The sequence below is a fragment of the Mycetohabitans sp. B2 genome, assembly GCF_021733735.1.
GTDB classification, from domain to species: Bacteria; Pseudomonadota; Gammaproteobacteria; order Burkholderiales; family Burkholderiaceae; genus Mycetohabitans; species Mycetohabitans rhizoxinica.
Window position 1 is genome coordinate 59,831 of record NZ_JAHKSP010000049.1, and the last position, 23,807, is coordinate 83,637.

Sequence of the window (23,807 nt, forward strand, 5' to 3'; positions counted from 1 at the left end):
CGCAGCTGGCTCATAATTGCAGTTGGCCCATCATAATAAGAGCAAGTGAAATCGATGATCGCATTTTTGCTCGGCACTGGTGACGGTTGTCGATTAATATTATAATCCAATGCATGCGGTCTGCAGCCTCAAAAATAAGTGCGAATGCCGTCGACTTTTGCGCACCGGGCAAGTCTAATATGAGCCACGCCAGCCTTCTGAGTGGCTCAGCGCGCAACGCAGAGTGTGCGCGGATCCGTTCAATCTCGGCTAATAATTGAAGTGCTGATGCTAAATCAAAATTACTCTCTTTTAGGTGCAGGGCGCGTGCATAGCAAAGATAGCGTAGCCGCCGTTCTCGCAGCACGTGGTATGTGCGCCTGTCCACGGTCGATAGATCACCGATAAGATCAAAGGGTAGGCAGTCGGCCACCTGCTGGATGATTTCGAGCGGCAGATCTCGGTAGGTTGTCGGACGGTTTTTACGAACTATTGTCGAGCCATTTACTGGTTCTTTGGCTTGATTTTCCGTTGCACAGATCATCGGCTCTTTCAACGTACATGTGTTCTCGGGCGCCATCTGGCGTAATGAGCCAGGCGGTGCGGCTGCAGTAGCATGTTGGTTTTGCTGGCTCTGCATTGCGCACATAGCCACTTGAGCGTTGATAGATGCAAGGTTAGGATCAAATTCCATGGGTCATTTTATTAGGTTTATGTTTGAATAGGCATGCGGATGGTGTCATGGGTACAGACACTTGTCGTTGCACTGTGAATGCATCGCGGTGCCTGGGCGTTCAATGCACTAGTCGTGCAATTTACCACAATGGGAAAAATTAAAAGCACCGAGGTGCAAAATGAAAGCTAATGAAAAAACGTTACCAAGTACATAGGCTAAGCAGTATCCATTAATTTTTGGTCTGATTCATAATGTCCGACGTGTTTTTAAACAGCATCATGGCGGGTTAATCAAAAGTTGACGCATTGGCGTGAGACATTCACCGCGCGCGCTGCGATACATGAAAGCGTGCGGTAAGTACCTGTATGGCGCGCGGGCTGCGCATGGCGTGTAAACTATTGGCAAGAGACGGAGCGTTTGGCCCGAACGCCCCGTTTGCATTGCGTTTGGTAATACAATTGATGCCCTGTGGGCGCGAAGCCCTTCTGTAAGCGTTTTCATCCGACATTTCCGCACATCAGCTATGGCAACTATCCTGCAACAACTTCCGCGCGGCCAAAAGGTCGGCATCGCGTTCTCAGGCGGCCTGGACACCAGCGCAGCGCTGCACTGGATGCGCATCAAGGGGGCGATCCCGTATGCATACACGGCCAATCTGGGCCAGCCGGACGAGACCGACTACGATGACATCCCGCGTCGCGCGAAGCAGTATGGAGCAGAAAACGCAAGGCTGATTGATTGTCGCGCGCAGCTTGTCGCAGAGGGCTTTGCCGCGCTGCAGTGCGGCGCGTTCCACATCAGTACCGCCGGCGTCACCTACTTCAACACGACGCCGTTGGGCCGCGCAGTGACCGGCACGATGCTGGTGGCGGCAATGAAGGAGGATGGTGTCAACATTTGGGGCGACGGCAGCACGTTCAAAGGTAATGACATCGAGCGCTTCTACCGTTATGGGCTGCTCGTCAATCCGGGCCTGCGCATTTACAAGCCATGGCTGGATCAGGCGTTCATCGACGAGCTCGGCGGCCGGGCCGAGATGTCCGAGTTCATGCGCCAGGCAGGCTTTGATTACCGGATGTCGGCTGACAAAGCGTATTCGACCGATTCGAACATTCTCGGCGCCACACATGAGGCCAAGGATCTGGAGCAGTTGGACAGCAGCGTGCGGATCGTCGCGCCGATCATGGGTGTCGCGTCGTGGCGCGACGACGTGCAGATTGCCCGCGAGGACGTGACCGTGCGGTTTGAGCAGGGTCTTCCGGTGGCGATCAACGGCGTCGAATTTGATAGCGGCGTTGAGCTACTGCTCGAGGCGAACCGCATTGGCGGACGGCATGGATTGGGCGTGAGCGACCAAATCGAGAACCGGATCATCGAGGCGAAGAGCCGCGGCATCTATGAAGCGCCGGGACTGGCGTTGCTGTATATCGCCTATGAGCGCCTGGTCACGGGTATCCACAATGAGGATACGATCGACCAGTATCGTGACAACGGTCGCCGCCTTGGACGACTGTTGTACCAGGGCCGCTGGTTTGATCCGCAGGCGATCATGCTGCGTGAGGCGTCGCAGCGCTGGGTTGCGCGTGCGATCACCGGCGAGGTGACGATCGAGTTGCGTCGCGGTAACGATTATTCGATCGTCAACACCCAGTCGCCGCACCTGACCTACCAGCCCGAGCGGCTGACAATGGAAAAAGGTGAGTCGACGTTCTCGCCGTTGGACCGCATCGGCCAGTTGACGATGCGCAATCTCGATATCGCCGATACTCGCGACAAGCTGCAGATCTACGCGAAAACTGGCGTGCTCGGCGCCCAAGGCGGGATCTCGCTGCCGCAACTGGAGCAAGGCGAAGGCCGGTGCGGCGACGACGCGGGCCAGTAACGCCTCGCTGCGCCGCATCCATCGCAAGGCGAGCAGCACCGTACTCTAATTTTCAGGGATGAGGCAGCATGGTTACGTCGAGCTATACGGATACCCGACTTCTCATTGACGGCCAGTGGTGCGATGCGGCGAGTGGCAAGACGCTCGACGTGGTCAATCCGGCGACCGGCCAAGTCATTGGCCGTGTCGCGCACGCCGGCATCGCGGATTTGGACCGTGCGTTGGCGGCCGCGCAGCGCGGCTTTGATACCTGGCGCAAGGTACCAGTTCACGAGCGCGCGGCGACGATGCGCAAGGCCGCGACGCTGGTGCGCGAGCGCGCCGAAGGAATCGCGCGGTTGATGACACAGGAGCAGGGCAAGCCGTTTGCAGAAGCGCGCATCGAGGTATTGTCAGCAGCCGATATCATCGAATGGTTCGCGGATGAAGGGCGGCGCGTATATGGCCGCATCGTGCCGTCGCGCAATCTTGCGGTGCAGCAGTCGGTGCTGAAGGAGCCGATTGGGCCGGTTGCTGCCTTTACGCCTTGGAATTTTCCGGTCAACCAGGTCGTGCGCAAGCTCAGCGCGGCGCTCGCATGCGGATGCTCGTTCCTCGTGAAGGCACCGGAGGAAACGCCGGCGTCGCCGGCGGGGCTGCTGCAGGCATTCGTCGACGCCGGCGTGCCGGCCGGCACCATTGGACTCGTGTTTGGTGATCCCGCGGCAATCTCGAGCTACCTCATTGCGCACCCGGTGATCCGCAAGGTGACGTTTACCGGATCGACGCCGGTCGGCAAGCAGCTCGCGGCGTTGGCCGGCGCGCATATGAAGCGTGCGACGATGGAGCTGGGTGGCCACGCGCCGGTGATCGTCGCCGAGGACGCCGACATCGCACTGGCGATCAAGGCGGCCGGTGGGGCAAAGTTCCGAAACGCGGGGCAGGTGTGTATTTCGCCGACGCGTTTTCTGGTACACAACAGCATTCGCGAGGCATTCGAGGCGGCACTGGTCAAGCACGCACAGGGTTTGAAACTCGGTGACGGGCTTGCGCAAGGCACCACGCTCGGTCCGCTGGCAAACGCGCGTCGTCTTACGGCAATGACACGGATCGTCGAGAATGCGCGCGCCACCGGCGCGACGGTGGCTACCGGCGGCGAGCGGGTCGGCTCCGCAGGTAATTTCTTTGCGCCGACGGTATTGACGAATGTGCCCCGGGACGCAGATGTGTTCAACCAGGAGCCATTTGGGCCTGTTGCCGCGGTCCGCGGCTTCGACCGGCTCGAGGACGCGATCGCCGAGGCGAATCGGTTGCCGTATGGTCTTGCCGGCTATGCGTTTACGCGTTCCGTGCGCAATGTGCACCTGCTGTCTCATCAGCTCGAGGTCGGCATGCTTTGGATTAATCAGCCTGCGACGCCGTGGCCTGAAATGCCGTTTGGCGGCGTCAAGGATTCGGGGTATGGGTCCGAGGGTGGGCCGGAGGCGATGGAGGCTTATCTAGTCACCAAGGCGGTGTCCGTGGCGGCGGTTTGATCTCGCCGTGACGCGGTCGCGGTCGCGGTAGTCGGACGCTCGGCGGTGCTGGATGTGCTCGGCAGGGCTTATCGTGCCGCATCCACATTGCATTAGACCGACGGATGCAGCGTATCGTACCATTTCAGGTAGAAGTGGCGCCGCGGCGATTTTCTGCGTGGCATCGACCGCTAGCGGCTCGCCGCGGATTGCGCGCCAATTGTCGCGCAGCGGCGCAAGTTCTGGAAAGGTGTGGCTGTCGAGATGGGTCCCGCGCCTCACGCTCGAGAACAGGTAGCACAGGCAATGGATCGGTGCCATGAACGTCGAATGGTCGGACCGCTGGCGTCAGAAGCCAAACCGCATACGCCCGCGTATCGACACGTGGAACGCACTGGCCACAAACCAGAAAAGCACTATCCAACGCATGCAAATCTCCGAATCATCCTCCACGCGAGGCCGGCGGCCGGTGCCCCCCAGTCTGGCCACCCGAGGCTGTCAGGAGCGGAAATCGGATAAATCCGCTCAAAATATTCATAAACCTATGAACTTAATGGCCTGCTTCATCAGTAGGAGCGGCGCGGCTTGTTTGCTGTGAAGCGGCGCGGGCTGCGCATCGGTGCCGTTCAACTGTGCATCGCCACGGTTGCCAGAGCGAGGATGCGAGCCGGGGCGGTAGAATTCAGTTTTTCCTATAGTCTGCGATAACTGATTTGACAGCGATGTCGATGAAAAACAGCGCCCCGTCGAAAGGGTGGCATACGATCCACCCCGCAGATATGCGGCGCAAGGAACTCATGAATGTCGGCGCCAGGCTATTTGTGCGGAACGGCATCGACAAGGCGACGACTGACGACATCGTCATCGAGGCAGTCAATTTGAAGAGCACGTTCTATCATTATTTTAAGTCGAGGAATGAACTCGTTGACGCATGGCGGGAGCGATTTTCGACTCATATCCGCGAGCAGACGCAAGTTGCGAGGGAGGCGATGTCAGATGGCGACTGGAACGGCAAGCCGCGCGCATGGGTGAGCACGCCGATCCCAGTCCCATCAGTGATGGCCTGACGACGTTGTTTGCGAGGATGCTGGCGCGCGGAGCGCTTGAAGTGCCGCGCGGTTTGCGTTTAGTTTAGCGTTCGCTATGTTTTACCGGTCTGCGTGATGGTTGTGGTCCGTCGCGGTGGCATTGGCCGGGTGCAGGGTTGCGCGCGATATTTGCAGGGGGAGCCATGTCCGTGCTCGACGAATCTCGGCGCCATGTGGGCGGCGACGGTGAAATGGCGCAGCGGATCCGGGCGTTCGACTGGTCCGTGACCGAATTGGGCTCGATCGAGCGCTGGCCGCAGAGCTTGGTGTCGGTGATGCAAGTGGTGCTGGCCTCTCCAGTGCCGATGGTGGTGCTGTGGGGCGCCGATGGCTACATGCTGTACAACGATGCGTATGCGATATTCGCCGGCGGCCGGCATCCGTATTTGCTCGGCTGTCCGGTCGAGCAAGGCTGGCCGGAAGTGGCTGCGTTCAATCGCCGCGTGCTGGAGACTTGCCTTGCCGGCGGCACGCTGACGTATCGCGACAAGGAGCTTGTGCTGCTGCGCGACGGCAAGCCGGAGGACGTTTGGATGGACTTGTACTACAGTCCAGTCGCCGGCGACGATGACGTGCCTGCGGGCGTCATCGCGGTAGTCGTGGAGACAACCGAGCGCGTGCAGACCGAGCAATCGCGGCAACGCGCAGAGGTCGCGCTGCGGTTGGCCAACGAGCGGTTGCAACTTGCGCTCAATACCGGCGCGGTACTTGGCACGTGGGTCTGGGACGTTGGCTTCGGCACGGTCAGCGGCGACGAACGCTTTACTCGCACCTTCGGCGACGTTTCACAACGACAAGTCCGCGGCATTGGCGATCTATTGTCCATTCAGCAGGTCGATCCTGATGACGTCGCCCAAGTGCAGGCGCAGATGCTTGCGTCGCTGTGCTCGCGAACGCCGTTTCGCGCCGAATACCGGATCACACGCGCGAACGGCGAATTCCTTTGGGTGCAATCAAGCGGACAGTGGGAGCTGGATGCGCACGGAGGGCCGCGCCGGCTACCCGGTGTGCTAATCGACATTCATGAGCGCAAGGTCGCGGAAGCGGCATTGGTGCAATTGACGGCCACCCTGGAGCAGCGGGTCAAGGACGCGGTTTCTGCACGGGCGGCGGTGGAGGCGCAACTGCGGCAGGCGCAAAAAATGGAGGCGCTGGGCAGCCTCACCGGCGGCGTTGCCCATGACTTCAATAATGTCTTGCAAGTGATCAACGGCAACCTGCAAATGTTGTCGGCGGAACTGGCCAACCACCCGGTCGCGCAACGTCGGATCGCAACCGCGGCGGAGGCAGTGCGGCGCGGTGCCCGGCTCGCATCGCACCTGCTCGCGTTCGCGCGACGCCAGCCTTTGTCGCCATCGGTGGTTTGTCCGCGGCAGTTGCTTGAAGGCATGGACGAGATGATTCATCGTTCGCTTGGCGAGACGGTCAATATCGATACGATCGTGCCGGATGACTTGTGGAATGTGCTGGTCGATCGCAATCAGCTGGAGAACGCGCTGCTGAATCTGGCCATCAACGGCCGCGACGCGATGCGTGGCGAGGGCACGTTGACGATCGCCGCACGCAACGTGGTGCTGGACGGCAAGCCGGACAATGGGCACGGCGGTGGCGGTGACACTGAGGTCAGGCCGGGCGAGTACGTTTGCTTTTCGGTCTCGGATACCGGTGTGGGCATGTCTGCCGAGGTGCTCGAGCATGCCTTCGAGCCGTTCTACACGACTAAGCCGGAAGGCCATGGAACCGGGCTGGGCTTGAGCATGGTATTCGGCTTTGTCAAGCAAAGCGGCGGTCACATGGAAATTGATAGCGTGGTTGGGCGCGGCACAACGGTCGAGTTGTTTTTTCCGCGCTCGCTCGAGACGCCGTGCATAGACTCGCCCGTGACGCCGGGCGGCGTGCCGCGCGGTAACGAGACGGTGCTCATCGTTGAGGACGATGCGGATGTGCGCCTGACCGCCGTCGATATGATTGCGCAGCTTGGCTACCAGGTGTTGACTGCGTCGACTGGAGACGAGGCCAAGGCGATATTGCTCGACGACGCGCGCATCGACCTGCTGTTCACCGATGTCGTGATGCCGGGGGACGTGAAGAGCCCCGAGCTTGCTCGTCTTGCTGCGCAACGGGTGCCGCCGGTGCCCGTGGTGTTCACGTCGGGCTACACGCGTGACGAGATCTTTCATCATGGCCGGCTCGATCCGGGCGTGACGCTGCTGGCCAAGCCGTATCGGCGTGATGAGTTGGCGCATAAGCTGCGCAGCGCGCTCGAAGGGCAGTTTAGGGGACGCATGACGCCTCAGTCGGCACTGCCGCCCGGCGAAAACGAGTCGCCATCGCCGTCAATCTTACCCGCTGAGTCGGCATCGCCTTCCCCATTGCCATCACTTGCGGCGACACAGTCCGCCGCCCTCGGGCCGTGCGACGAAGAAGGGCAACTGCCATATCATGTGCTCCTGGTAGAAGACGACGCACCATCGCGTGAGGCGATGCGCGACCTGATTGAGGTGATGGGGCTGCGGTGTTGTGCGGCCGGCAGCGCGGAGGAAGCGCTGACGCGGGCCGCGGCGCAGCGCTATGATGTCTTGCTGAGCGATCTCACGTTGCCCGGCATGGCTGGCGATCAGCTTGCATTAGCGCTGCGGCGTACCCAGCCGCATGTCCATGTGTTCCTGATGTCAGGGTACGGGCAATGCGCGGATGTCGACCCATTGCTCAACGATGTTCCCGTGCTGCAAAAGCCACTGGACGTAGTGGCGCTCGGCCGTCAAATTGCAGCGTGCTGCAAATCGGCGTAGCGGCGTTGCCCGCGGGCTGTCGGCGCGAGCCGGTGTGCCGGTTGACGCCGGCTGAGAGGCTAGATGCATGAAGTCCTCCGCGCAATGGACGGTTTGCTGGCAGCGGTGGCGGGCAGGCGCGCACTCGCTGCCTGCCCGCGCAGCGTTTGCCTACACAATGTTGCAAGCAACGCCTGTCTGCGTAGAATCGCGTTGAGCAAATGTCAATGCCGAGGCCAATGGTGAGTCTGAGCGAGCGGCGGCTCCACTACTTTCATGCGGCGCTCACGGCCGGCTCGATGCGCGCCGCTGCCGAACGGCTTGGCGTGGAGGCATCGGTAATCAGCCGGCAGATCCAATTGCTCGAGAAAGAGTTGAATGTCACGCTGATCGAGCGGCGTGGGCGCGGCGTCGCGCCGACCGATGCGGGGCGCCTAGTGCTGCAGGCCTACGAGGAGCGGCGCCTGGTGGAGGAAACACTGCGGCTGCGCCTGGACGAACTACGTGGGTTGGAGCGAGGTGAGCTGACGATCGTGACCGGCGAGGGCTTTGTGCGCGAATTGATGTCCAAGGTGATGGCGGCATTCTGCGCCCGGTATCCAGGAATCAACGTGCAGATGGAGACGGTCCGGGCGGAAGAGGCGGTTGCACACGTGGTCGAGGACCGGGCGCATCTTGGCTGGACGCTGTGTCCGCCCGCCCATCCGGCGGTGCGCATCGTGCACGAACGGCCGCAGCCGCTGTGCGCGATCATGGCGGCGGCGCATCCTTTGGCGGGGCCAGCTGCGCGGGTGTCGTTGGCTGCCGTGGCGCAATACCCGCTGGCGCTTGCGCCAGCGGGCACCGGCCTGCGCGCGCTGACGCATCAAGCCGAGGTGGCAGATGGGATCCGGCTCAATGCCGTATTTTCGGCGAATTCGATCGATGCGTTGATGCACTACGTTGGCGCGGGGCTGGGCGTGACATTCCTGTCAGTCTATCCGGTGGAGCGCGAGCTGGCCGCTGGTGTGCTCGTTGCACGGCGCACGACCAACGCCGTGCTCGAGCGCGCCAAGGCTCAGCTATTCGTGCGGCGCGGCCGTCGCTATTCGGCCGCCGTGCAAGCTTTTTTCGCGCAAATGCGGCAGTCCGGCCTGTTTTAGCCGGATGGCTGCCGCGCTTGCGCTCGATATTGTGACCGCGATGATCACCCGTGTCGGCAGGGCGGCGGCAGGAGCGGAAATCCACATTCCCTTTTCACTCGCCTACTACTGAAGCTATGGCATGATTTTGCCCGATACTAGGCACTAACCTTATTCATACAATTTCATAACATCCTCTAATTGGCTGAGTACGGACTGCGCGCGCTGTGCTGGCAGTAGGCGCAGCAATGCCGGCTCCAGTAACTGGAGTCCATATGCGTGATGCTCGCGCGGTAACTCTGCCCACCCCTTTGAAAGAAAGCATAGCGCAATTTCCAACTGCTCGTCAGGCAGCGACAGCGCCACATCACGCAGCTGCGTGTACTGTGCGAGCCGCTCCGCGTGCGGCAAAACCCATATGGCACTGGCTAGCATGCCAATCGATGCGCCTTGAACAGAGCGCGGCAGCTGCAACGCGTGTTCGCGTAACACTGCATACAGCCCAGGGAGGCGGTCGTCTCTTCTACCAAAGCCAAGCATTTGTCTACACAATACCGGGATCAGCTCCGCTTGCTCGGACACCCTCAAGGACCCAAGCCGAGCCACGAGCGCCTGATAACGCTCGACAAACTCAGCTGAGCCAGCCAACAAAAATATCAAACAGTTAGCCAGTTCCGTCCAGACATTATCCTCCTGGGGTGCACGCCGCTGCGCCATCGCGTAAGCGAAGTCGAATAATTCATCCCGATGGTTCCAATTAAAACCGGGCAATGAGTACAATAACAGCGCTTTTTGTATCTGCACGCCATCCTTCGGAATGCGCTGCGCCGCCGCGTATATGCGCTTGAAGGCTTCGCCTTGCTCGTGATACGGCAACGCGTCCAAATGTTGGCGCAACGCCTCAAGCGGCTCGATGTGCTGCGCCGGATGGGCGAGCGTGCCATCCATCTCATTGAGCAGCTGGTTGACTGACGCGAGACTGACGACTTGGTTGGCTCGTTGCCAGTAGCGGTAGACTACGCGCCGACTGTGCATCGCATGATACGTACGACGATCGACTGCTGAAAAATTTCCCACGTCTTGGACGGGCACGTAGTCACCGATCTGCTGGATGAGTTCGGACGGCAGGTTATGATATGTCGTGGGCCGGCTAGCCGACGGGTTCACCAGCCCACCGCTTGCTGGTTTCAATGTCGGCGGAGAGGCCGATGCGGCAGGCTGCGGACACGACTCCAACGCACAAACGTAGGCTGGGTAGTCGTTCAAAGCGGCATGCAGATCAAAATCCATCGGTAAGTTCGGCAATCGATAAAAAAACGGCGCAATACGAAGCGAGGCCACACAGCAGGCTAGCCGAAAACGGGAAGCTGAGCACAGCGATGAACTGTGAACGCCATGCTCTTGGTGGATAGTGCAATGCCGATATGCGGAAGCTGTTACATCCTCTGTTGGCAACTCACAATTTTAAAGAAGCTTGGGCGAAGCTGGCAATGGTAACCAGCACGCAGCCGAAACAACGTGCGGATCGAATAAGTGATGGTGCAAGTTGAGTGACACTTCACCATCTCAGGCCTCATCGTACACCCGTAGCTTGGAAAGCACGAAGTTTGTCTATTGCGCGCGGGTCGTCGGTAAAGGTAGAGAAAATTTATTACACAATCTTTACGTAGAGGCCGCATGGGAGGGGGTGCCCGCGGACACAATAAAGAATTCAAAAGATTATGCAAGTGAATCCTTACCAAAGAAATAGTTCTTTGCCAAAAACAGGATCTAAAAATCAATGTGATGACCTAAAAACTTGACGGTATTGAGTCGAAGATTCCATCTGGGCTGAAAATGATCAAAAAGATATTCGAAGATTTGTCTAAGGCATGATACTCTTGCGCAATGCTGGGGATCATTAATAGGCGAGTCGTCCAGTAAGGTTGGGCAGCCTTACCCCTTCGTCTCGCTGAGATTGACGTTATTTCATTGCCGGTGCAGCCGTGTCTTGATCCAATCGACGATTGGCTGGCGACGGCGCTCGCTATCTAAGATCGCTTTAGAAAACGAAAAATAAAGTACGTTTAACCGGCAACGCGTTGTCGGAATGAGCATGGGCTATGGTGCAGCGAACGGTCCATCCGTGTGCCGGGAGCGTTTGACCTCGTCGCTCCGAAGATCGATCGAAATGGTTGCGATCGAGGCGTGGCGCAGGCTATCCCGCATGGTTGTCAGCTCCGCGTCGCGAGCGAGCGCATGTGTGCCTTGGGTATGGCGTATCCGGGCAGGGCTGGGGCAACGCAACTTTTCAGCCAGTACGGGATGATCGGTGCCGATGATATCGGTGGCCTGGCGGAAGAAGCGGCGCATCACGAACTCTCCTCGGAAAGCCGTGCTGCAACGCCCGCTACCACCTCTTCAACGATCTCCTGCAGCTGCGTCGGTGTGCTACCGTCCCGTGCCTGGACCGACATGCCTTGCATGACGGCAGCCAGATAGCGCGCCAAACGTTGAACCTCGTGCACCCCCGCAAAGGGCTGGAGCGCTTGCGCAATCCGTTCACGCATGGCCTCACGCCGCGCGGCCGCGTCGCGGGCGAGCAAGGCATGCTCCGGGTGACATGCGATCATGCCGCTTGAGATCAAGCAGCCTCGTTCAAGTTGAGGGTGGGTGACGGCGCTCACGGCTCCCTCAAGCAATACCCGCACCGCCTGCGCCAGCGACGCTGCCGAGTTGATGGACGCCACATCGAGGCGTCCGAGCGTCGCCTCATAGCGGCTCACCGCTTCCCGATAGAGCTGCGCCTTGCTGCCGAAGGCAGCATAGAGGCTTGGAGGCGCTATCCCGATCTCCTTCGTGAGATCGCCGATCGACACCCCCTCATAGCCGTGCCTCCAAAACAGCCGCATCGCAGTGTCCACCGCCTTTTCCCGGTCGAAGCTCCAAGGCCGCCCGCCCCGCGATTTTGAGTCTCGTTCCATAGCGACACTAAACAGCCCTTGACACGAAAAGTCAAGCCTAGTTAAATATTGATCACTAAACAACATGGAGCGACACTCATGAACCACTCAAGACGTACCTTCCTCGCCGGCGCGGCCGCCCTGGCCGCCTCAGTCGCCTATGCGGCACCTCGAGGGGCTACCGCATCCGTCGACAAACCGGGCGCCTTTTCGGATATGGCTGTACCGTCGCGCGAGCCGTTCGTCGTGCGCTCTGCGGATGGCGTGATGCTGGCGGGCGAGGCGCAGGGCGACAGCCAAGCGCCCGAGATCCTGTTCATTCACGGCTTGCGTCAGAGCCGCCTGAGTTGGGAGAAGCAGTTCGCCGATCCTGCGCTCAGGCACTTTCGCATGGTCGGCTTCGATCTGCGCGGCCATGGTGATTCCGACAAGCCGGTTTCGCTCGAAGCCTATTCCGAGGCTGATCGATGGGCGGACGATGTCGCCGCCGTTATCGCCGGCGCCAAGCTTCGCCGACCGGTGCTGGTGGGCTGGTCGCTCGGCGGCTTCGTGGCCGGCGCGTATCTGCGCAAATATGGCGGCGCCGCCATTGCCGGCGTCAATCTGGTCGACGCCGTCACCAACCTGTCGCCGGATCTTCTCACCGCGGAGGCGGCTGCATTCACCAGCACCACCACCTCTCACGATTTCGCCGTACGGACCGCGGCCACGGCCGAGTTCCTAGCCGCCTGCTTCCACCGGCCGCCGACCGAAGTGGAGATGCAGCGCATGCTGGTCGTCAACGGCATGACGGCACGGGCCGTGAACGAGGGCTTTATCAAGACGCAGACGCCCGATTTCGAGCCCGTCTTTAAAGCCTATTCTGGACCAATCTTGTTAACCCACGGCCTTCATGACCGGCTCGTGCGCCTGGCGATGTCGGAACGGATCAAGTCGATTCACGCGAACAGCCGTCTGTCGCTTTTCTTCGAGAGCGGACATAGCCCCTTTTACGAGGAGCCAGTGCGTTATGGACAAGAACTTGCGGGGTTCGTGACAGCAGCTAACCAGGGCTGAGAAGATCGCCGTAAACCTGGATCAATAGCACAATCCTGCCAATCTTTCCGCAGCCGATAGTGCCGAGCCTGACGCGACGCCACCGTTCTTTCCAGGCTTGCGCACGCTGGATATCGATGCCGGCGGTGTTCGCTTGGCCGGCAGCATCGGCGGTGCGAGGCCACCGCCGATGCTGCTTCATGGTTCGTGCTCAGGCGTGGCGGTGTGTTGGTCTCAACGGTTAGCTTGCCGGATACGAAGCGCGGCCAACGTGTCGACGCGATCGGCAAGCATTTCGCCGCACGCTCCAACGGCGCTTGGTTGTCCGCACTCGCGTTGCTTTATTAGCCAGGATAACTGAGAACTGATTTTGATCCCGTGTATCCGCTTGCCCGTGTCAGCGAAGCGATGGCAAGAAACATGGCGCGTGTATGTGGGACTATCGTCGCCATCCATGCTGTCAACGCGTTGCCCGTCGCTATGATAGCTGTGGACGCAGTCGCTCGATCAAGCCCGTGGCCAAGACGGTACCGACCAGCACAATGGCGCAGCATTCCATCATCCATATTGATATGGATAACGAAAGAAATAGTGAATCCCAAAGGATGCCGAACACCGGGATTACGAATGTGGCGGTCATCGCCTGAGCCGGCCCGCCGGCATTGAGCAGGCGAAAATACAGTACATAGGCAACGCCGGTGCACGCCACGCCGAGTGCCAGCGCCGCGAGCCACGCCCGCATCGAAACCGGTGTCGCTGGCCATGCCCATGCGGCGAGCGGCAGCAGTACGATCGATGCGCCGACGAGGCTGCCGGCCGCGATCATCAAGGGGTCGATGTCGGACAAATAGCGCTTCGTATAGTTGGCCGCGATACCCAGCAGCGCCGTGGCGGTGAGTCCCGCGCCGGCGGCTAGTGCGGTGGTCCGCGCGCATGGCGCTGCGTCTGCGACGCTGCCCGTTGCACTGATCTGACTCCCGACCATTAGCGTCACACCGGCGAAACAGAGCACGATGCCGGCGATTCGCATGATGCTGGGCCGGTCCCCGAGCCAAAGGAACGCGACCAGCGCGCCCCACAGCGGTGCGGTCGCGTTGATCACGCAGGCCAGACTCACCGACAGAGCGGGCACGGCATACGCAAACAGGCAGAATGGCATCGCAGCATTCAGCACGCCGAGCACGAACAACGGCCAAAGCTTGCGTTGCGAATCACGCCATTTTCCCTTCACGCCTTTCCGCACGATCAATAGCGCGATTAAGAAAGTGGCGCCGATCGACACACGCAACGCCACCATCGGCACGACGCCGAACTCCGCAACGCCGATGCGCACGAAAAGAAACGACGTACTCCAAAGTGCTGCGAGCGCCAGCAAGTTGGTCAAGTCGAACACCGCTCGGGAGATCATGCGGAGCCTTCGCCGGGTGACCGGCATTGCACGTTGCACGCATCGGCAAGTCCGGATGGAACAAGGGCAACTAGTCAAGCGCCACTGTGAGCAGATTATGCGAAAGCGCGAGCAGTATTGATGGGGTCAGCGGAGGCGGTTATGCTTTCGGCGGATAAAGCATGGTAAGCGCAACAGCCGCTGGCTTGTTGTGAAGGGCAGCCTATGGGTAGACTCGCCATTTACCATGGTAGTTTTTTGTACCATGATAACACCAACACTTTATTACAGTTTGGTGTGCCTCGCTATTTACCGAGGGCGGCACGTTGTCGGTGGCGCTGCTGCCGTATGTTGCGTTGCACTGGGGTTGGCCGTTCGCATGTTTGGCAGCTGGCGTGAGTGTGCTAGCAGGCGCGATGGCCTGTATTGCGTTTCATCGTGTCCGGCTAAGCATGCCTGCCAACACCGACGCAGGGGACGGCGCTGCCCTGTTGTCTTTGACCGGTCGGTGTGCCAAGATACGGCACAATGCGGCTGCATTGATCGTCGAGGGGATCTTCGACGTCACGGTTTTCATGGCGGAAAAGATCGCCATGTTGAGCCGGTCGATCCGCGGCGTCTGCATAAGCTCAATCGCGTTGCGCACGATGTCTGCTTTCTACTCAAGCTCGGAAAGCGTTCGAGGTCGGAAGATATTGACCACCGCGTCGGTGATGAACAGCGACTCCGGATTGACCGGCACGTCCATCATGAAGACATGACTTAGTCAACGCTCGGTGCGAATGCCGGTGTCCTTGTGCACAACTTCGGCAAGCAGCTCATTGGTGTATGGCTGCGCTTGTCGGTCGCGCTGCATTAAAATTTTGTATCACTAATGAATGCGCTACATCATTAGCTTCCTCAACTTGGCGGTAAGCCCCACCGGTATCGCGGCAAACGCCGGAGCCGCACGCTATGCAGGCTCGAGCATGGCGACGCTTGGTCAGAGCGCACGCAGGGCTGCTCGCGTTGGGGCTGCACAGCGGTGCTGTCCATGAACGGACGCTAATGGACGGCGTGGCATTCCGGGTGAAGCGCATCAGCAGCTGCTGGTGTTGCTTCTGGGCAGCGAATTGCCGCTGCCCGACGACGCCCAAGTGTTGGAAGAGGCCCGTTTCGTGGCTGTAACCGATCGAATCCTGGCGCTGCTTGCCGCGTGCCATGACTTTCCAAAGTCCACAACCGGTGCGGTCAATGCTGTGGTCCGGTACAGCAAGCTTGACGGCGGTGTTTCGTGATAGAAATGCAAGGATCTCGACCCACTGCGTCGGAGGATGCCTTGTCGATACTTTACTTATGTCGATACGTAACCTGTTTCAACGATGCAGGGCGGCTTTTGTAGAGGTGCTTTACGGTCCACACAGCGCGCAACCGTAAAGGCGTTTTCCAGCGACGCGGCGGTCGTTCATGGACGCGTCGCTGGTCTGTATTAGCGTTAGTCGAGGGCGGGCTTCAAGTTTGGAGCAGCTCCCTGAAAAGCGGTTCGGTTAAATTCGTCAACCAATTTTTGGTAGGCCTCCTTTTGCTTGCCAGTCATCGAATCAAATTTCTTATCAAAATCATCCTTATTAAAAGCGCCAGAAGCCGCAGCGCCAGGAGCATTGACACTTATTGCTATCCTCCAACAAAGTAGGGGCCAGAAGGCCCTAGTGGTGTGTACGCGGGTGTTCTCCGCGACACTCACTATGACGGAGCGGCCATTGGCGCACGATTGATTCGCGAAGGAGGCGGTTCGAAAGCGAACATCGAGCCGCCGGCTCGGGATGTACAATGGTCATTAATCGACGTGGCAGGTCCCCGGCGTGCCATCGGGTCGATGTGTGCCGGACTACGCCACCCCTTTGCAGACAGAGACGAAATGTCCCGCACCGCCGCCTTTCGACAACTGCATCAATCCGGCTGCGTCGTCTTACCGAATGCATCAGCCGTAGGGAGCATCCGCTATCTGCAACTTCTCGGTTTCGGGGCGATCGCAACGACTAGTTCCGACTTTGCGTGGTCGCGCGCTCGTATGGGCGACATAGTCTGCCGCGGCGTCGTGCTCGGGCATCTGCGTGAGATTGTTGCGGTGACTGACCTGCTGGTCAATCGAGGACTCCAACGGCGACGAGACTGCACCGCTGTTTCCGCGGGATGTCGCCGTGCAACGCTCGCGGGCGGCATGGCGCGCGATCGATGAAACCGGTGGCGATACGCTGCCGTCGCGGCACGCCGGCAGCCTGTCGTGCAGCCGGCGTGAGATCGGGCCGCGGTGGTTACGCGGGGGAGGCCGCGGCGACCGCGCGTTTCAGGAAGTCGAGCATCGGCGCGTCGGCCCACGCGTCCTCAAGCAGCTCCGGTTCCTGCTCGTGTGCCAGCCTGAAGCGCGCCTGGGTGGCAGGATCGTCGCCGGCGTAGGAACGGAACAGCTCAAGCCAGCGTTGTGCGAGGCGCCGTACCGCAGGGGCGGACGGTTCGGCGCCTTGCTCGATCTGCGTGCGCAATGCCCCGATCAGCTCCGGCCACTCATGCGCGCGCTTACTGTAATGTGCGCGCATGTAACGCACTTCATCAGGCAGTAGGTATTTCTCGTACAACGCCATTTTTGTTTCCCAACTCGCCTGCAGCACATATTGCAGTAGGTCCGGCGAAATGCCAGTCTTGCTCTGCATGGTGGGCTCGGCTTCGTACATCCGGTTCAGCTTCGCGAGTAGTCGAGGATCGCCGCCGGTGTCGCGCTGCACCATCGCCATCCACCGCTTGGCTAGCGCTCGCGCGTCGTCGCTTTGCGGTGGCACGCCCTGTGTAATCAGCACACGCGCCTGCGCAACCACTTCGCGCCATTCGTTTTCGCGCGCCTCGTCGAGGCGGTACAGCGGCAAGCGATTCAGTTCGTCGTCGGAAAAGTACTTTTCATACACGGTGATCATCTCCAAAGTGATTAGCCAGTCTGACTGGTCCGGATCGGTTCCCACCAACAACTGTTCGTGCAGGCGCGCAAGCTGCTCGCGCAACAGACGCGCTTGCGTAAGTTGTGCATCGAGCGTGCCGATCTGGCGTTGCACGATAGTTACCAGCGAATGGTCCGGCCGATCCAGGCAAGCTCCGATGTCGGCGAGCGACATGCCAAAGCGACGCAGCGCATGTATCTGGTACAGGCGCGCGACGTCGTCGCGGCTATAAAGCCGGTATCCCGCTTCGGAGCGTGCCGAAGGCTTCAGCAAACCGATCGCGTCGTAGTGGTGCAGCGTGCGTACCGTCAGTCCGCTGCGTTTGGCCAACTCTCCCACCGTCAAGCGCATTTGCCTTTGCCTCCGTTTCCAGCGTTTCAAAAAGATGAGCCCTGACGTAGCGTGAGGGTCAAGCGGAAAGTCGTCAAGGCGGGTGAGCGGCCCTCATGCAGAACGTTTCTTCGCGCTGCTATGGCGTTGTCAAGCCACGGGACGGAGGCGGCATCGCGCGTCGTGACCATCAGGTGTAACGCGTCCAGTACTCCGTGGTCGGTTGCAGCATTGGGCGCGTCGCCTATCATCTGCATGACGAAGGTGAGGCTTGCTTGCCGGGCAGGCAGCGGGATGTCGCGCATGCCGTCGCGCATTTTCAGTGTAAGACTGGCGTGCCAGCGCCTGTGCGGCAGAAGGGGGAGCTGATGACAGTGATCAGCTTAAGCGGCTAGCGCTCGTCTACCGGTGCGTTGCACCGACGTAAACGTCCTATTCAGACATCGCGTGGGGTCCGCTCGTGCAAGCATGCCGGTGGACGATGTGCAACGTGCGCCCAGCATCGCTCCATGGGCTTGCGGCCACGCTGCTGCGCGAGCAGCACGTGCTGCGGGATGACGCCGCGACTAAGGAGCGCCAAGGCGCGGTTTCGGCCGGACTCGCGTAGACTGTGCCAAATCCGCCCGTTCGCCGACTCGACTGCTGGCTACGACCCTCGAAGTACCTTTACGTAAGGAGGCGTCACGCATGCATGCACTGCCTTTGCCGGACACCGGCGCCATTGACCTGCCTGCCAGTGCCTCGGTGCGCGATCTGCGCCGTGTGCCGATTCACCCGGACCACTAGTATCCGTTGGCCTGGTCTCACGAGGTCAAGCGCAGCAAGGCGCTCGGTGTACAGTTTGCAGGCGATCCGATCGTGCTAGCGCGCACCGCGTCCGGCAAACTATTCGCGCTGGAAGATCGCTGTGCGCACCGGCAAGTGCCGCTGCATGCGGGCGTAGTCGAAGGCGAGTCCATCCGCTGCGGCTATCATGGCTGGGCTTACGATTGCGGCGGCCACTGCATCGACGTGTCGTATTTTGGGCGGGAGCGCTTGCCCAACGGGGTGCGCGCCTATCCATGCCGTGAAATGCACGGCCTGATCTTCGTCTTTCCGGGCGAGCCAGCTTTGGCTGACGCGCGGCCACTGCCTATGCTGTCCTCGGTGGGCGACAGTGCGTACAAGACGCGTCGCTTTGGCCGCGAGGTCAAGTGCCACTACTCATTCATGCACGAGAACTTGATGGACATGAACCATCAGTTTCTGCACCGGCGGCAGATGGGGCAGATGCGCGCACGCTGCGTGGGCCGAAGCCGTGGCGAGGACTGGATGGAAGTGAACTACATATTTGCGCGCATGGCGGGCAGCCAGCCGATGGGTGAGGCGCTGGTGTTTGGCGCCCGCATTTTTGCTGGCGCCAAGCCGACAAGAGCGTGATGGTGGTGCGCACCTGTTATCCATATCAGACTTTGCAGATCCGGTCGGGGGACGGCACGCTGGTCATGGATTTGTGGATCGTGTATGTGCCGCTGGATGCGGCGCAGCGTACCAACCGCACGTTCGGCCTGCTTTCCATCCGTAAGCCGAAAATACCATTCGCGCTGGACCTGGCCTGGCCGTTGCTAATTTGGTTCACCGAGCGCATCTTCAAGGAGGACCGCTGGGTCGTGGAGCAGGAGCAAGCAGCCCACGACAGGCAGGGTGCGGATTGGAATCACGAGGTGTTCCCAGTGATCAATGAGTTGCGCGACTTGCTGCGCCACTGTGGCGGCCGCACGGAGCTCCCGATTCGTGAGGTGGGCAACAGGGCTTGATGTCCAATGGGTCCTCGTTGTTTTAATCTAGCTTATTTCGTTCTCAATTCATTTAATTTGTATTTCACGGTCTTTGCACAGAACATCGACGTTAACCGCGGCCAGAGCGCGTTCTTTAGACAGGAACAGACAGGGGGAAAGCAATAAACGCGCCTGTCTTAGCCAAATTACTGCGGACATTACGTTCGACGGCACAAGGCACGATTAGCGGTGTCTGTTCGTGACTTGCATCGTCGGTATGCGCCCCTGAACGCGCTACTGCGCGGCATACGCGCATGCCGCGTCTACGATACTTAATACCTGCTAGTGCTCGTCCGGTTGTGTGACCTGGCCCCAGCGCGCGGCTATTGACTGTCGGGTAAGTTTCAGGGGCGAAAGTCCATGCATCGAGTGTGCCATGTAACGACGCGAGTGGTGATCATCCCTTGGCCGGAATGCGCGCAGTTGTGGCTGGCGCCGCTGCAGCATTTACCGCAGATTGAGCTGACGTTGCTGGTTGGACAGTATGTGCAGTGCAAGGTATCGCCAGCAGAGACAGTGTGGGCATGAGCTGACTATGCGCCGCAGTTCGTGCGGTTGCCGAGTTCGCCTGCTAGTGCAAGCCCCGGGCCGATTCAGCTTACTCCAAAGAGCCGGAAATTTCCACTTTAGAACGGCACTGATTCCATAGGGTGTACCTGCAAAGTTATACGTCGACATAGTTCATCGGAATGTGCGCCATTATTTAGAACTACATTGTAAAAAGACTTAGAACTATCGAAAATCCGCGGACGGATGAGATGTAAGTTGCTGAGATGATCAAGCGGTCATAAACCATCACGTTTGCGCTATGCACCGGTCAAGCCGGTGATGTACCGGCGGTGCGAGCTGTTCAGGATCCTGGGGGCGGTCAATCGTGCACTGCATCTGGACGACATAAGCGGGTGTGCCAATAGCGTGATGACACGATGGGACAGATGTCGCAGTTCAAAAAGCTTGAAATTTTATTGAACTTGTGAGAAATTCCCTCCCGTCCGGACGAAGGGGCGGGCAGCGAAAGGAGGCATGACGATTCGCTGAGAGCAGGTACAGTACCCCGTCCTTCGATCCATGCAAGCGATGTTTGGGGCACAATAATGAAAGAGAATACTGGCTTGACTCAACGACACTCTCTCAGGTGCGCAGTACACCTTCAGTCTTCCCCCCTACTATCAGTTCCACGAGTATGGCATGGCGATAACGCCGCGTGATAACTGATCAAGCATATCCACTTTTCTGCTCATTGTTGAACGGCTCATGCTGACGTGTGTCGGCGTGATGCGGTGCTTTAATCCAGCTGGTGCACGAATCGCTTTGCGTGAGAAGCGAAAGTGTTTCTTTTTGGGGTAAAAAGGTATGAGCGTTTTCGACGACGCCTTCGATAAGCTTATTGGCAATGAAGGCGGTTATTCCAATAATCCTCAGGATCCAGGAGGGGAGACGATGTGGGGCGTGACCCAACGCGTCGCGCGCGCATGGGGCTATACTGGCCCGATGCGGGAGTTACCACGTGAGACAGCGAAACAGATCGCCAAGACCCTGTACTGGGATCCATTGCACTGTGACCGCTATGACGCACGGGTCGCGTTTCAAATTTTTGATGCCAATTACAACGGTGGTCACGTTGTTATCTGGATGCAGCAGGCCAGTGGCGTATTCGCTGACGGCAAACTCGGGCCCAAGACGATCGCTGCGGTGCAGGCCGTCGATCCTGAGCTTTTCATTATGCGTTTTATTGCCGCGCGCTTGACCTACTTGACCGCACTGCAAACTTGGCCGAGCTTTGGCCGCGGCTGGGCGCGACGCATCGCGACTAACTTAAGAGTGGCAGGAGCCTGACCATGTTACCGATTGTTCTCGCACTCGCGCAATTCGCGCCGCAGATCGCGCATTGGATTGGCGGCAGTCGAGCCGAGCAAGTGGCTCAAAAAGTGGTCAATATTGCCCAAACTGTCACGGGCACGAGCACTCCGGAACAGGCACTGGCCGCGATCCAGGCAAACCCAGACCTTGCTTACCGGTTTCAGGAGTCGATCGTTGAAAGCCAGGTTGATCTGCAGCGCATTGCAGCCGATGTGGAAAAAACCCGCATTACGGCCGACGTGGAAACTGCGAAGACGAATGCGGCCGATCGCGCCAATGCCCGGCAAATGGCTTTGACTGAGCACGATCACACTCCGCGTAACTTGGCCTATCTGTACACAGTTGGCTTATTCTTGGTGATTGGTGCGCATTTCTGGTTGTTGTTCGCTCGCATACCCGTCAATCCGATCGCCTTTGGCGTGCTTGGCAATATTGAGGGGGTGCTAATTGCGATGGTGCTAGGAGCAAAAGAATTCTTTTTTGGCTCGTCGTCGACGGCAACCAAGCAGGCGGCGGTGATTACCAGTTTCGCGACTGATCCGGACACGCATGTGACGACCCAAACGATGAATGGTGCACCGACGTCTGCTCAAGCAACGTTGCCCACTACAGCGAACAAAAAATCATAAATATTATTTAAATGATGCAGGCGAGTGCGGTAGTTTAGGCGTTAACGAGAGGAAGCAGTGTGAAGTGAAAAGGGCGCATCTCATACGAATTGATGTGTAGCAACCGCTTGCTCCGAGCAGGGATAACCAATACATCTTTGCTCGACGGAGAAGTAGTTGAGTCCCAGTTAAATATGATAAGGAATGCTAATGGCTACGACGGCTGAAAAAATTGCAACAAATTACCCCATTCCCACTTATCGATTTAAGGTGGTAGTCGGCTCTGAGGAAATGGCGTTTAGTGCCGTCTCGGGTCTAGAATTAGGAGTAGAAACAATTGAGTATAAAGATGGAACAGGTCAGATATGCCGGATGCCTGGTCAGCGTCAACCATTGACCATTACGTTGCGTCGTGGCGTTTTTAAAGGGCGTAGCCAGTTGTATGACTGGATCAACTCGATTTCTTTGAACCAAGTCGAGAAAAAAGATATTTCGATCAGCCTGACCAATGATGCTGGCAATGAGCTATTGGTTACCTGGAATATTACGGATGCATTTCCCACGAGGTTGTCGGCACCCAGCTTCGATGCGAGCAGCAATGAGGTGGCCGTTGAAGAAATGACGTTGTCAGCGGACCGCCTGACGGTGGTATTCCACTGATCGTATGTGGCTCATGGATACGGCGTTAGTTGATCTGTGACTTGATTTGAGGGGTGTGTGATGAGTGATTACAATTGTCCTGGCGTCTATATTGAAGAAGATGCCAGCCTGGCTTTATCTATTGCAAGTGGTGCGACGGCCGTGCCGGTGTTCGCGCACGATGGCAAGCTGATTAAGGACCCCACGGCGGTGCGAATCAACTCGTGGCTGGATTTTATGACGTTGGCTGGCTCACAGCCTTCAGAAACGGATTTGCTGTATGTGTCATTGAAAACGTATTTTGAGAACGGTGGAGGCTATGCGTATGTGTGCCCGACCGATAAGTTGGAAGATCAAGTGCCAGGGCATGACGACATCACGTTGGTTGTTGCGGCCGGCCAAGATGTGAAAGCGGCGGTCGGTAAGCTATGCACGACAGGGGAAACACGGTTCGCATTGCTTGATGGACCTCAGACAAAATTAGAAGAGGCGGTGCCTTCCACGTTCATGGACGGCTATGATAACTCATCCTATTCGGCCGTCTATGGGCCGTGGCTGACTGCGAAATGGACGACGATATCGATTCCGCCGAGCGCTGCGGTGGCCGGTGCAGTGTGCACAACAGACCGAGAGCGCGGAGTGTGGAAGGCGCCGGCCAATATTGGTTTGAAAGGCGGGGTGCGGCCTAATCAAAATGTGTCGGACACGGTGCAGGGCATCTATAACACCCTCGAGAAACCGCTCAATATAATCCGGGCGTTTCAAGGCACCGATCCGATGATCTGGGGCGCGCGCACATTGGCCACCGATACCAAGCGCTGGCGCTATGTACCAGTGCGACGCCTATTTAGTGCGGTTGAAAAAGATATTCGAAAAGCGATGCGCGTCGCGGTGTTTGAGCCAAACAGTCAACCTACGTGGGAGCGGGTGCGCTCGGCGATTGACAATTATTTGCATAGTATCTGGCGCCAAGGCGGGTTGATGGGCCCCAAGCCGGAAGAGGCCTATTTTGTGCAGATCGGTAGGGGCGTCACGATGACGGATGACGATATTCTGCAAGGGAAAATGATTGTCAAGATCGGTATGGCTGCGGTGCGTCCGGCAGAATTTATCATTCTCCAATTTACGCAAGATATGGCTACTGCTTAAGACACACTGCTGGCATCGCGTACGAAGCGGACTGAAATAACGATTAATGTGTGAGGCTATG

Annotated in this window: 21 protein-coding genes and 1 pseudogene; 15 read left to right on the plus strand and 7 right to left on the minus strand. The window is 58.7% G+C overall.

Going from position 1 to position 23,807, the window contains the following annotated elements:
* Window positions 1–10 precede the first annotated feature (10 nt).
* Window positions 11–673 carry a hypothetical protein gene (locus KPG66_RS12525; RefSeq protein ID WP_237071056.1) on the minus strand — a complete coding sequence of 221 codons (663 nt, stop codon included), beginning with the start codon at window positions 671–673 and terminating at the stop codon, window positions 11–13.
* 505 nt (window positions 674–1,178) lie between these two features.
* Between KPG66_RS12525 and argG the strand changes: the two genes are divergently transcribed.
* The 5 genes from argG (at window position 1,179) to KPG66_RS12550 (ending at window position 9,031) form a co-directional block, all read left to right on the plus strand.
* The gene (gene argG / locus KPG66_RS12530) at window positions 1,179–2,537 is read left to right on the plus strand and encodes an argininosuccinate synthase (RefSeq protein WP_237071057.1); all 1,359 of its coding nucleotides are present in this window, start codon (window positions 1,179–1,181) and stop codon (window positions 2,535–2,537) included.
* A 68-nt stretch (window positions 2,538–2,605) separates the two neighbouring features.
* A complete protein-coding gene (locus KPG66_RS12535) occupies window positions 2,606–4,051 on the plus strand; it encodes an NAD-dependent succinate-semialdehyde dehydrogenase (protein ID WP_013428703.1) in 1,446 nt (481 codons plus the stop codon).
* A 707-nt stretch (window positions 4,052–4,758) separates the two neighbouring features.
* Entirely contained in the window at window positions 4,759–5,097 is a 339-nt protein-coding gene (locus tag KPG66_RS12540; RefSeq protein WP_013428701.1) for a TetR/AcrR family transcriptional regulator, read from the plus strand.
* A gap of 164 nt (window positions 5,098–5,261) precedes the next feature.
* Window positions 5,262–7,910 carry a hybrid sensor histidine kinase/response regulator gene (locus KPG66_RS12545; RefSeq protein ID WP_049786539.1) on the plus strand — a complete coding sequence of 883 codons (2,649 nt, stop codon included), beginning with the start codon at window positions 5,262–5,264 and terminating at the stop codon, window positions 7,908–7,910.
* A gap of 218 nt (window positions 7,911–8,128) precedes the next feature.
* Complete coding sequence (locus KPG66_RS12550; protein WP_041754784.1) at window positions 8,129–9,031, plus strand: LysR family transcriptional regulator; 903 nt, start codon at window positions 8,129–8,131, stop codon at window positions 9,029–9,031.
* Between the two features lie 150 nt (window positions 9,032–9,181).
* Here the strand turns inward: KPG66_RS12550 and KPG66_RS12555 are convergent, their stop codons facing one another.
* From KPG66_RS12555 to KPG66_RS12565, 3 genes are all read right to left on the minus strand, one after another.
* Window positions 9,182–10,300 (minus strand): hypothetical protein, encoded by a 1,119-nt coding sequence (locus tag KPG66_RS12555; RefSeq protein ID WP_041754782.1) that lies wholly within the window; start codon window positions 10,298–10,300, stop codon window positions 9,182–9,184.
* 810 nt (window positions 10,301–11,110) lie between these two features.
* The gene (locus tag KPG66_RS12560; protein WP_049786538.1) at window positions 11,111–11,362 is read right to left on the minus strand and encodes a hypothetical protein; all 252 of its coding nucleotides are present in this window, start codon (window positions 11,360–11,362) and stop codon (window positions 11,111–11,113) included.
* The gene (locus KPG66_RS12565; protein ID WP_442929439.1) at window positions 11,362–11,913 is read right to left on the minus strand and encodes a TetR/AcrR family transcriptional regulator; all 552 of its coding nucleotides are present in this window, start codon (window positions 11,911–11,913) and stop codon (window positions 11,362–11,364) included. The genes KPG66_RS12560 and KPG66_RS12565 overlap by 1 nt, the downstream gene beginning before the upstream one ends.
* A 138-nt stretch (window positions 11,914–12,051) precedes the next feature.
* Between KPG66_RS12565 and KPG66_RS12570 the strand changes: the two genes are divergently transcribed.
* The gene (locus KPG66_RS12570; protein WP_237071058.1) at window positions 12,052–13,008 is read left to right on the plus strand and encodes an alpha/beta fold hydrolase; all 957 of its coding nucleotides are present in this window, start codon (window positions 12,052–12,054) and stop codon (window positions 13,006–13,008) included.
* A 457-nt stretch (window positions 13,009–13,465) separates the two neighbouring features.
* Here the strand turns inward: KPG66_RS12570 and KPG66_RS12575 are convergent, their stop codons facing one another.
* Entirely contained in the window at window positions 13,466–14,395 is a 930-nt protein-coding gene (locus KPG66_RS12575; RefSeq protein WP_237071059.1) for a DMT family transporter, read from the minus strand.
* Between the two features lie 305 nt (window positions 14,396–14,700).
* Here KPG66_RS12575 and KPG66_RS17765 point away from each other — a divergent pair, with 305 nt between their 5' ends.
* The 3 genes from KPG66_RS17765 to KPG66_RS12590 all read left to right on the plus strand — a co-directional run bounded on the left by KPG66_RS17765 (window position 14,701) and on the right by KPG66_RS12590 (window position 16,592).
* On the plus strand, window positions 14,701–15,135 hold the full coding sequence (locus tag KPG66_RS17765) for a hypothetical protein (protein WP_041754771.1): 435 nt from the start codon (window positions 14,701–14,703) through the stop codon (window positions 15,133–15,135).
* Between the two features lie 330 nt (window positions 15,136–15,465).
* Complete coding sequence (locus KPG66_RS12585; RefSeq protein WP_013428689.1) at window positions 15,466–15,651, plus strand: hypothetical protein; 186 nt, start codon at window positions 15,466–15,468, stop codon at window positions 15,649–15,651.
* Window positions 15,652–16,271: 620 nt separating this feature from the next.
* Entirely contained in the window at window positions 16,272–16,592 is a 321-nt protein-coding gene (locus KPG66_RS12590) for an isocitrate lyase/phosphoenolpyruvate mutase family protein (protein ID WP_370645101.1), read from the plus strand.
* A gap of 76 nt (window positions 16,593–16,668) precedes the next feature.
* Here KPG66_RS12590 and KPG66_RS12595 read toward each other — a convergent pair whose 3' ends face one another.
* The gene (locus tag KPG66_RS12595) at window positions 16,669–17,694 is read right to left on the minus strand and encodes a MerR family transcriptional regulator (protein WP_041754766.1); all 1,026 of its coding nucleotides are present in this window, start codon (window positions 17,692–17,694) and stop codon (window positions 16,669–16,671) included.
* 26 nt (window positions 17,695–17,720) lie between these two features.
* On the minus strand, window positions 17,721–17,978 hold the full coding sequence (locus KPG66_RS12600; RefSeq protein WP_041754764.1) for a hypothetical protein: 258 nt from the start codon (window positions 17,976–17,978) through the stop codon (window positions 17,721–17,723).
* Between the two features lie 382 nt (window positions 17,979–18,360).
* On the opposite strand from KPG66_RS12600, the pseudogene KPG66_RS12605 reads away from it, so the two are divergent.
* The 6 genes and pseudogenes from KPG66_RS12605 to KPG66_RS12625 all read left to right on the plus strand — a co-directional run bounded on the left by KPG66_RS12605 (window position 18,361) and on the right by KPG66_RS12625 (window position 23,746).
* Window positions 18,361–19,469, plus strand: a pseudogene (locus tag KPG66_RS12605) (Rieske 2Fe-2S domain-containing protein).
* Window positions 19,470–19,883: 414 nt separating this feature from the next.
* Window positions 19,884–20,018: a hypothetical protein gene (locus KPG66_RS17590; RefSeq protein ID WP_272907081.1), complete on the plus strand. Its 135-nt coding sequence runs from the start codon at window positions 19,884–19,886 to the stop codon at window positions 20,016–20,018.
* An 825-nt stretch (window positions 20,019–20,843) separates the two neighbouring features.
* Window positions 20,844–21,326 (plus strand): glycoside hydrolase family 108 protein, encoded by a 483-nt coding sequence (locus KPG66_RS12610; RefSeq protein WP_237071060.1) that lies wholly within the window; start codon window positions 20,844–20,846, stop codon window positions 21,324–21,326.
* Between the two features lie 80 nt (window positions 21,327–21,406).
* Window positions 21,407–21,979, plus strand: coding sequence for a hypothetical protein (locus tag KPG66_RS12615; RefSeq protein ID WP_237071061.1), 573 nt, complete (start codon window positions 21,407–21,409; stop codon window positions 21,977–21,979).
* Window positions 21,980–22,168: 189 nt separating this feature from the next.
* On the plus strand, window positions 22,169–22,618 hold the full coding sequence (locus KPG66_RS12620; protein ID WP_237071062.1) for a phage tail protein: 450 nt from the start codon (window positions 22,169–22,171) through the stop codon (window positions 22,616–22,618).
* 60 nt (window positions 22,619–22,678) lie between these two features.
* Window positions 22,679–23,746, plus strand: coding sequence for a phage tail sheath family protein (locus tag KPG66_RS12625; protein WP_237071105.1), 1,068 nt, complete (start codon window positions 22,679–22,681; stop codon window positions 23,744–23,746).
* The last annotated feature ends 61 nt before the right edge of the window (window positions 23,747–23,807 follow it).

Coding starts and splice junctions, on each gene's coding strand:
- KPG66_RS12525 (WP_237071056.1), bottom strand. CDS start 673: ATGGAATTTGATCCTAACCTTGCATCTATCAACGCTCAAGTGGCTATG.
- argG (WP_237071057.1), top strand. CDS start 1,179: ATGGCAACTATCCTGCAACAACTTCCGCGCGGCCAAAAGGTCGGCATC.
- KPG66_RS12535 (WP_013428703.1), top strand. CDS start 2,606: ATGGTTACGTCGAGCTATACGGATACCCGACTTCTCATTGACGGCCAG.
- KPG66_RS12540 (WP_013428701.1), top strand. CDS start 4,759: ATGAAAAACAGCGCCCCGTCGAAAGGGTGGCATACGATCCACCCCGCA.
- KPG66_RS12545 (WP_049786539.1), top strand. CDS start 5,262: ATGTCCGTGCTCGACGAATCTCGGCGCCATGTGGGCGGCGACGGTGAA.
- KPG66_RS12550 (WP_041754784.1), top strand. CDS start 8,129: ATGGTGAGTCTGAGCGAGCGGCGGCTCCACTACTTTCATGCGGCGCTC.
- KPG66_RS12555 (WP_041754782.1), bottom strand. CDS start 10,300: ATGGATTTTGATCTGCATGCCGCTTTGAACGACTACCCAGCCTACGTT.
- KPG66_RS12560 (WP_049786538.1), bottom strand. CDS start 11,362: ATGCGCCGCTTCTTCCGCCAGGCCACCGATATCATCGGCACCGATCAT.
- KPG66_RS12570 (WP_237071058.1), top strand. CDS start 12,052: ATGAACCACTCAAGACGTACCTTCCTCGCCGGCGCGGCCGCCCTGGCC.
- KPG66_RS12575 (WP_237071059.1), bottom strand. CDS start 14,395: ATGATCTCCCGAGCGGTGTTCGACTTGACCAACTTGCTGGCGCTCGCA.
- KPG66_RS12590 (WP_370645101.1), top strand. CDS start 16,272: ATGTCCCGCACCGCCGCCTTTCGACAACTGCATCAATCCGGCTGCGTC.
- KPG66_RS12595 (WP_041754766.1), bottom strand. CDS start 17,694: ATGCGCTTGACGGTGGGAGAGTTGGCCAAACGCAGCGGACTGACGGTA.
- KPG66_RS12600 (WP_041754764.1), bottom strand. CDS start 17,978: ATGCGCGACATCCCGCTGCCTGCCCGGCAAGCAAGCCTCACCTTCGTC.
- KPG66_RS12610 (WP_237071060.1), top strand. CDS start 20,844: ATGAGCGTTTTCGACGACGCCTTCGATAAGCTTATTGGCAATGAAGGC.
- KPG66_RS12620 (WP_237071062.1), top strand. CDS start 22,169: ATGGCTACGACGGCTGAAAAAATTGCAACAAATTACCCCATTCCCACT.
- KPG66_RS12625 (WP_237071105.1), top strand. CDS start 22,679: ATGAGTGATTACAATTGTCCTGGCGTCTATATTGAAGAAGATGCCAGC.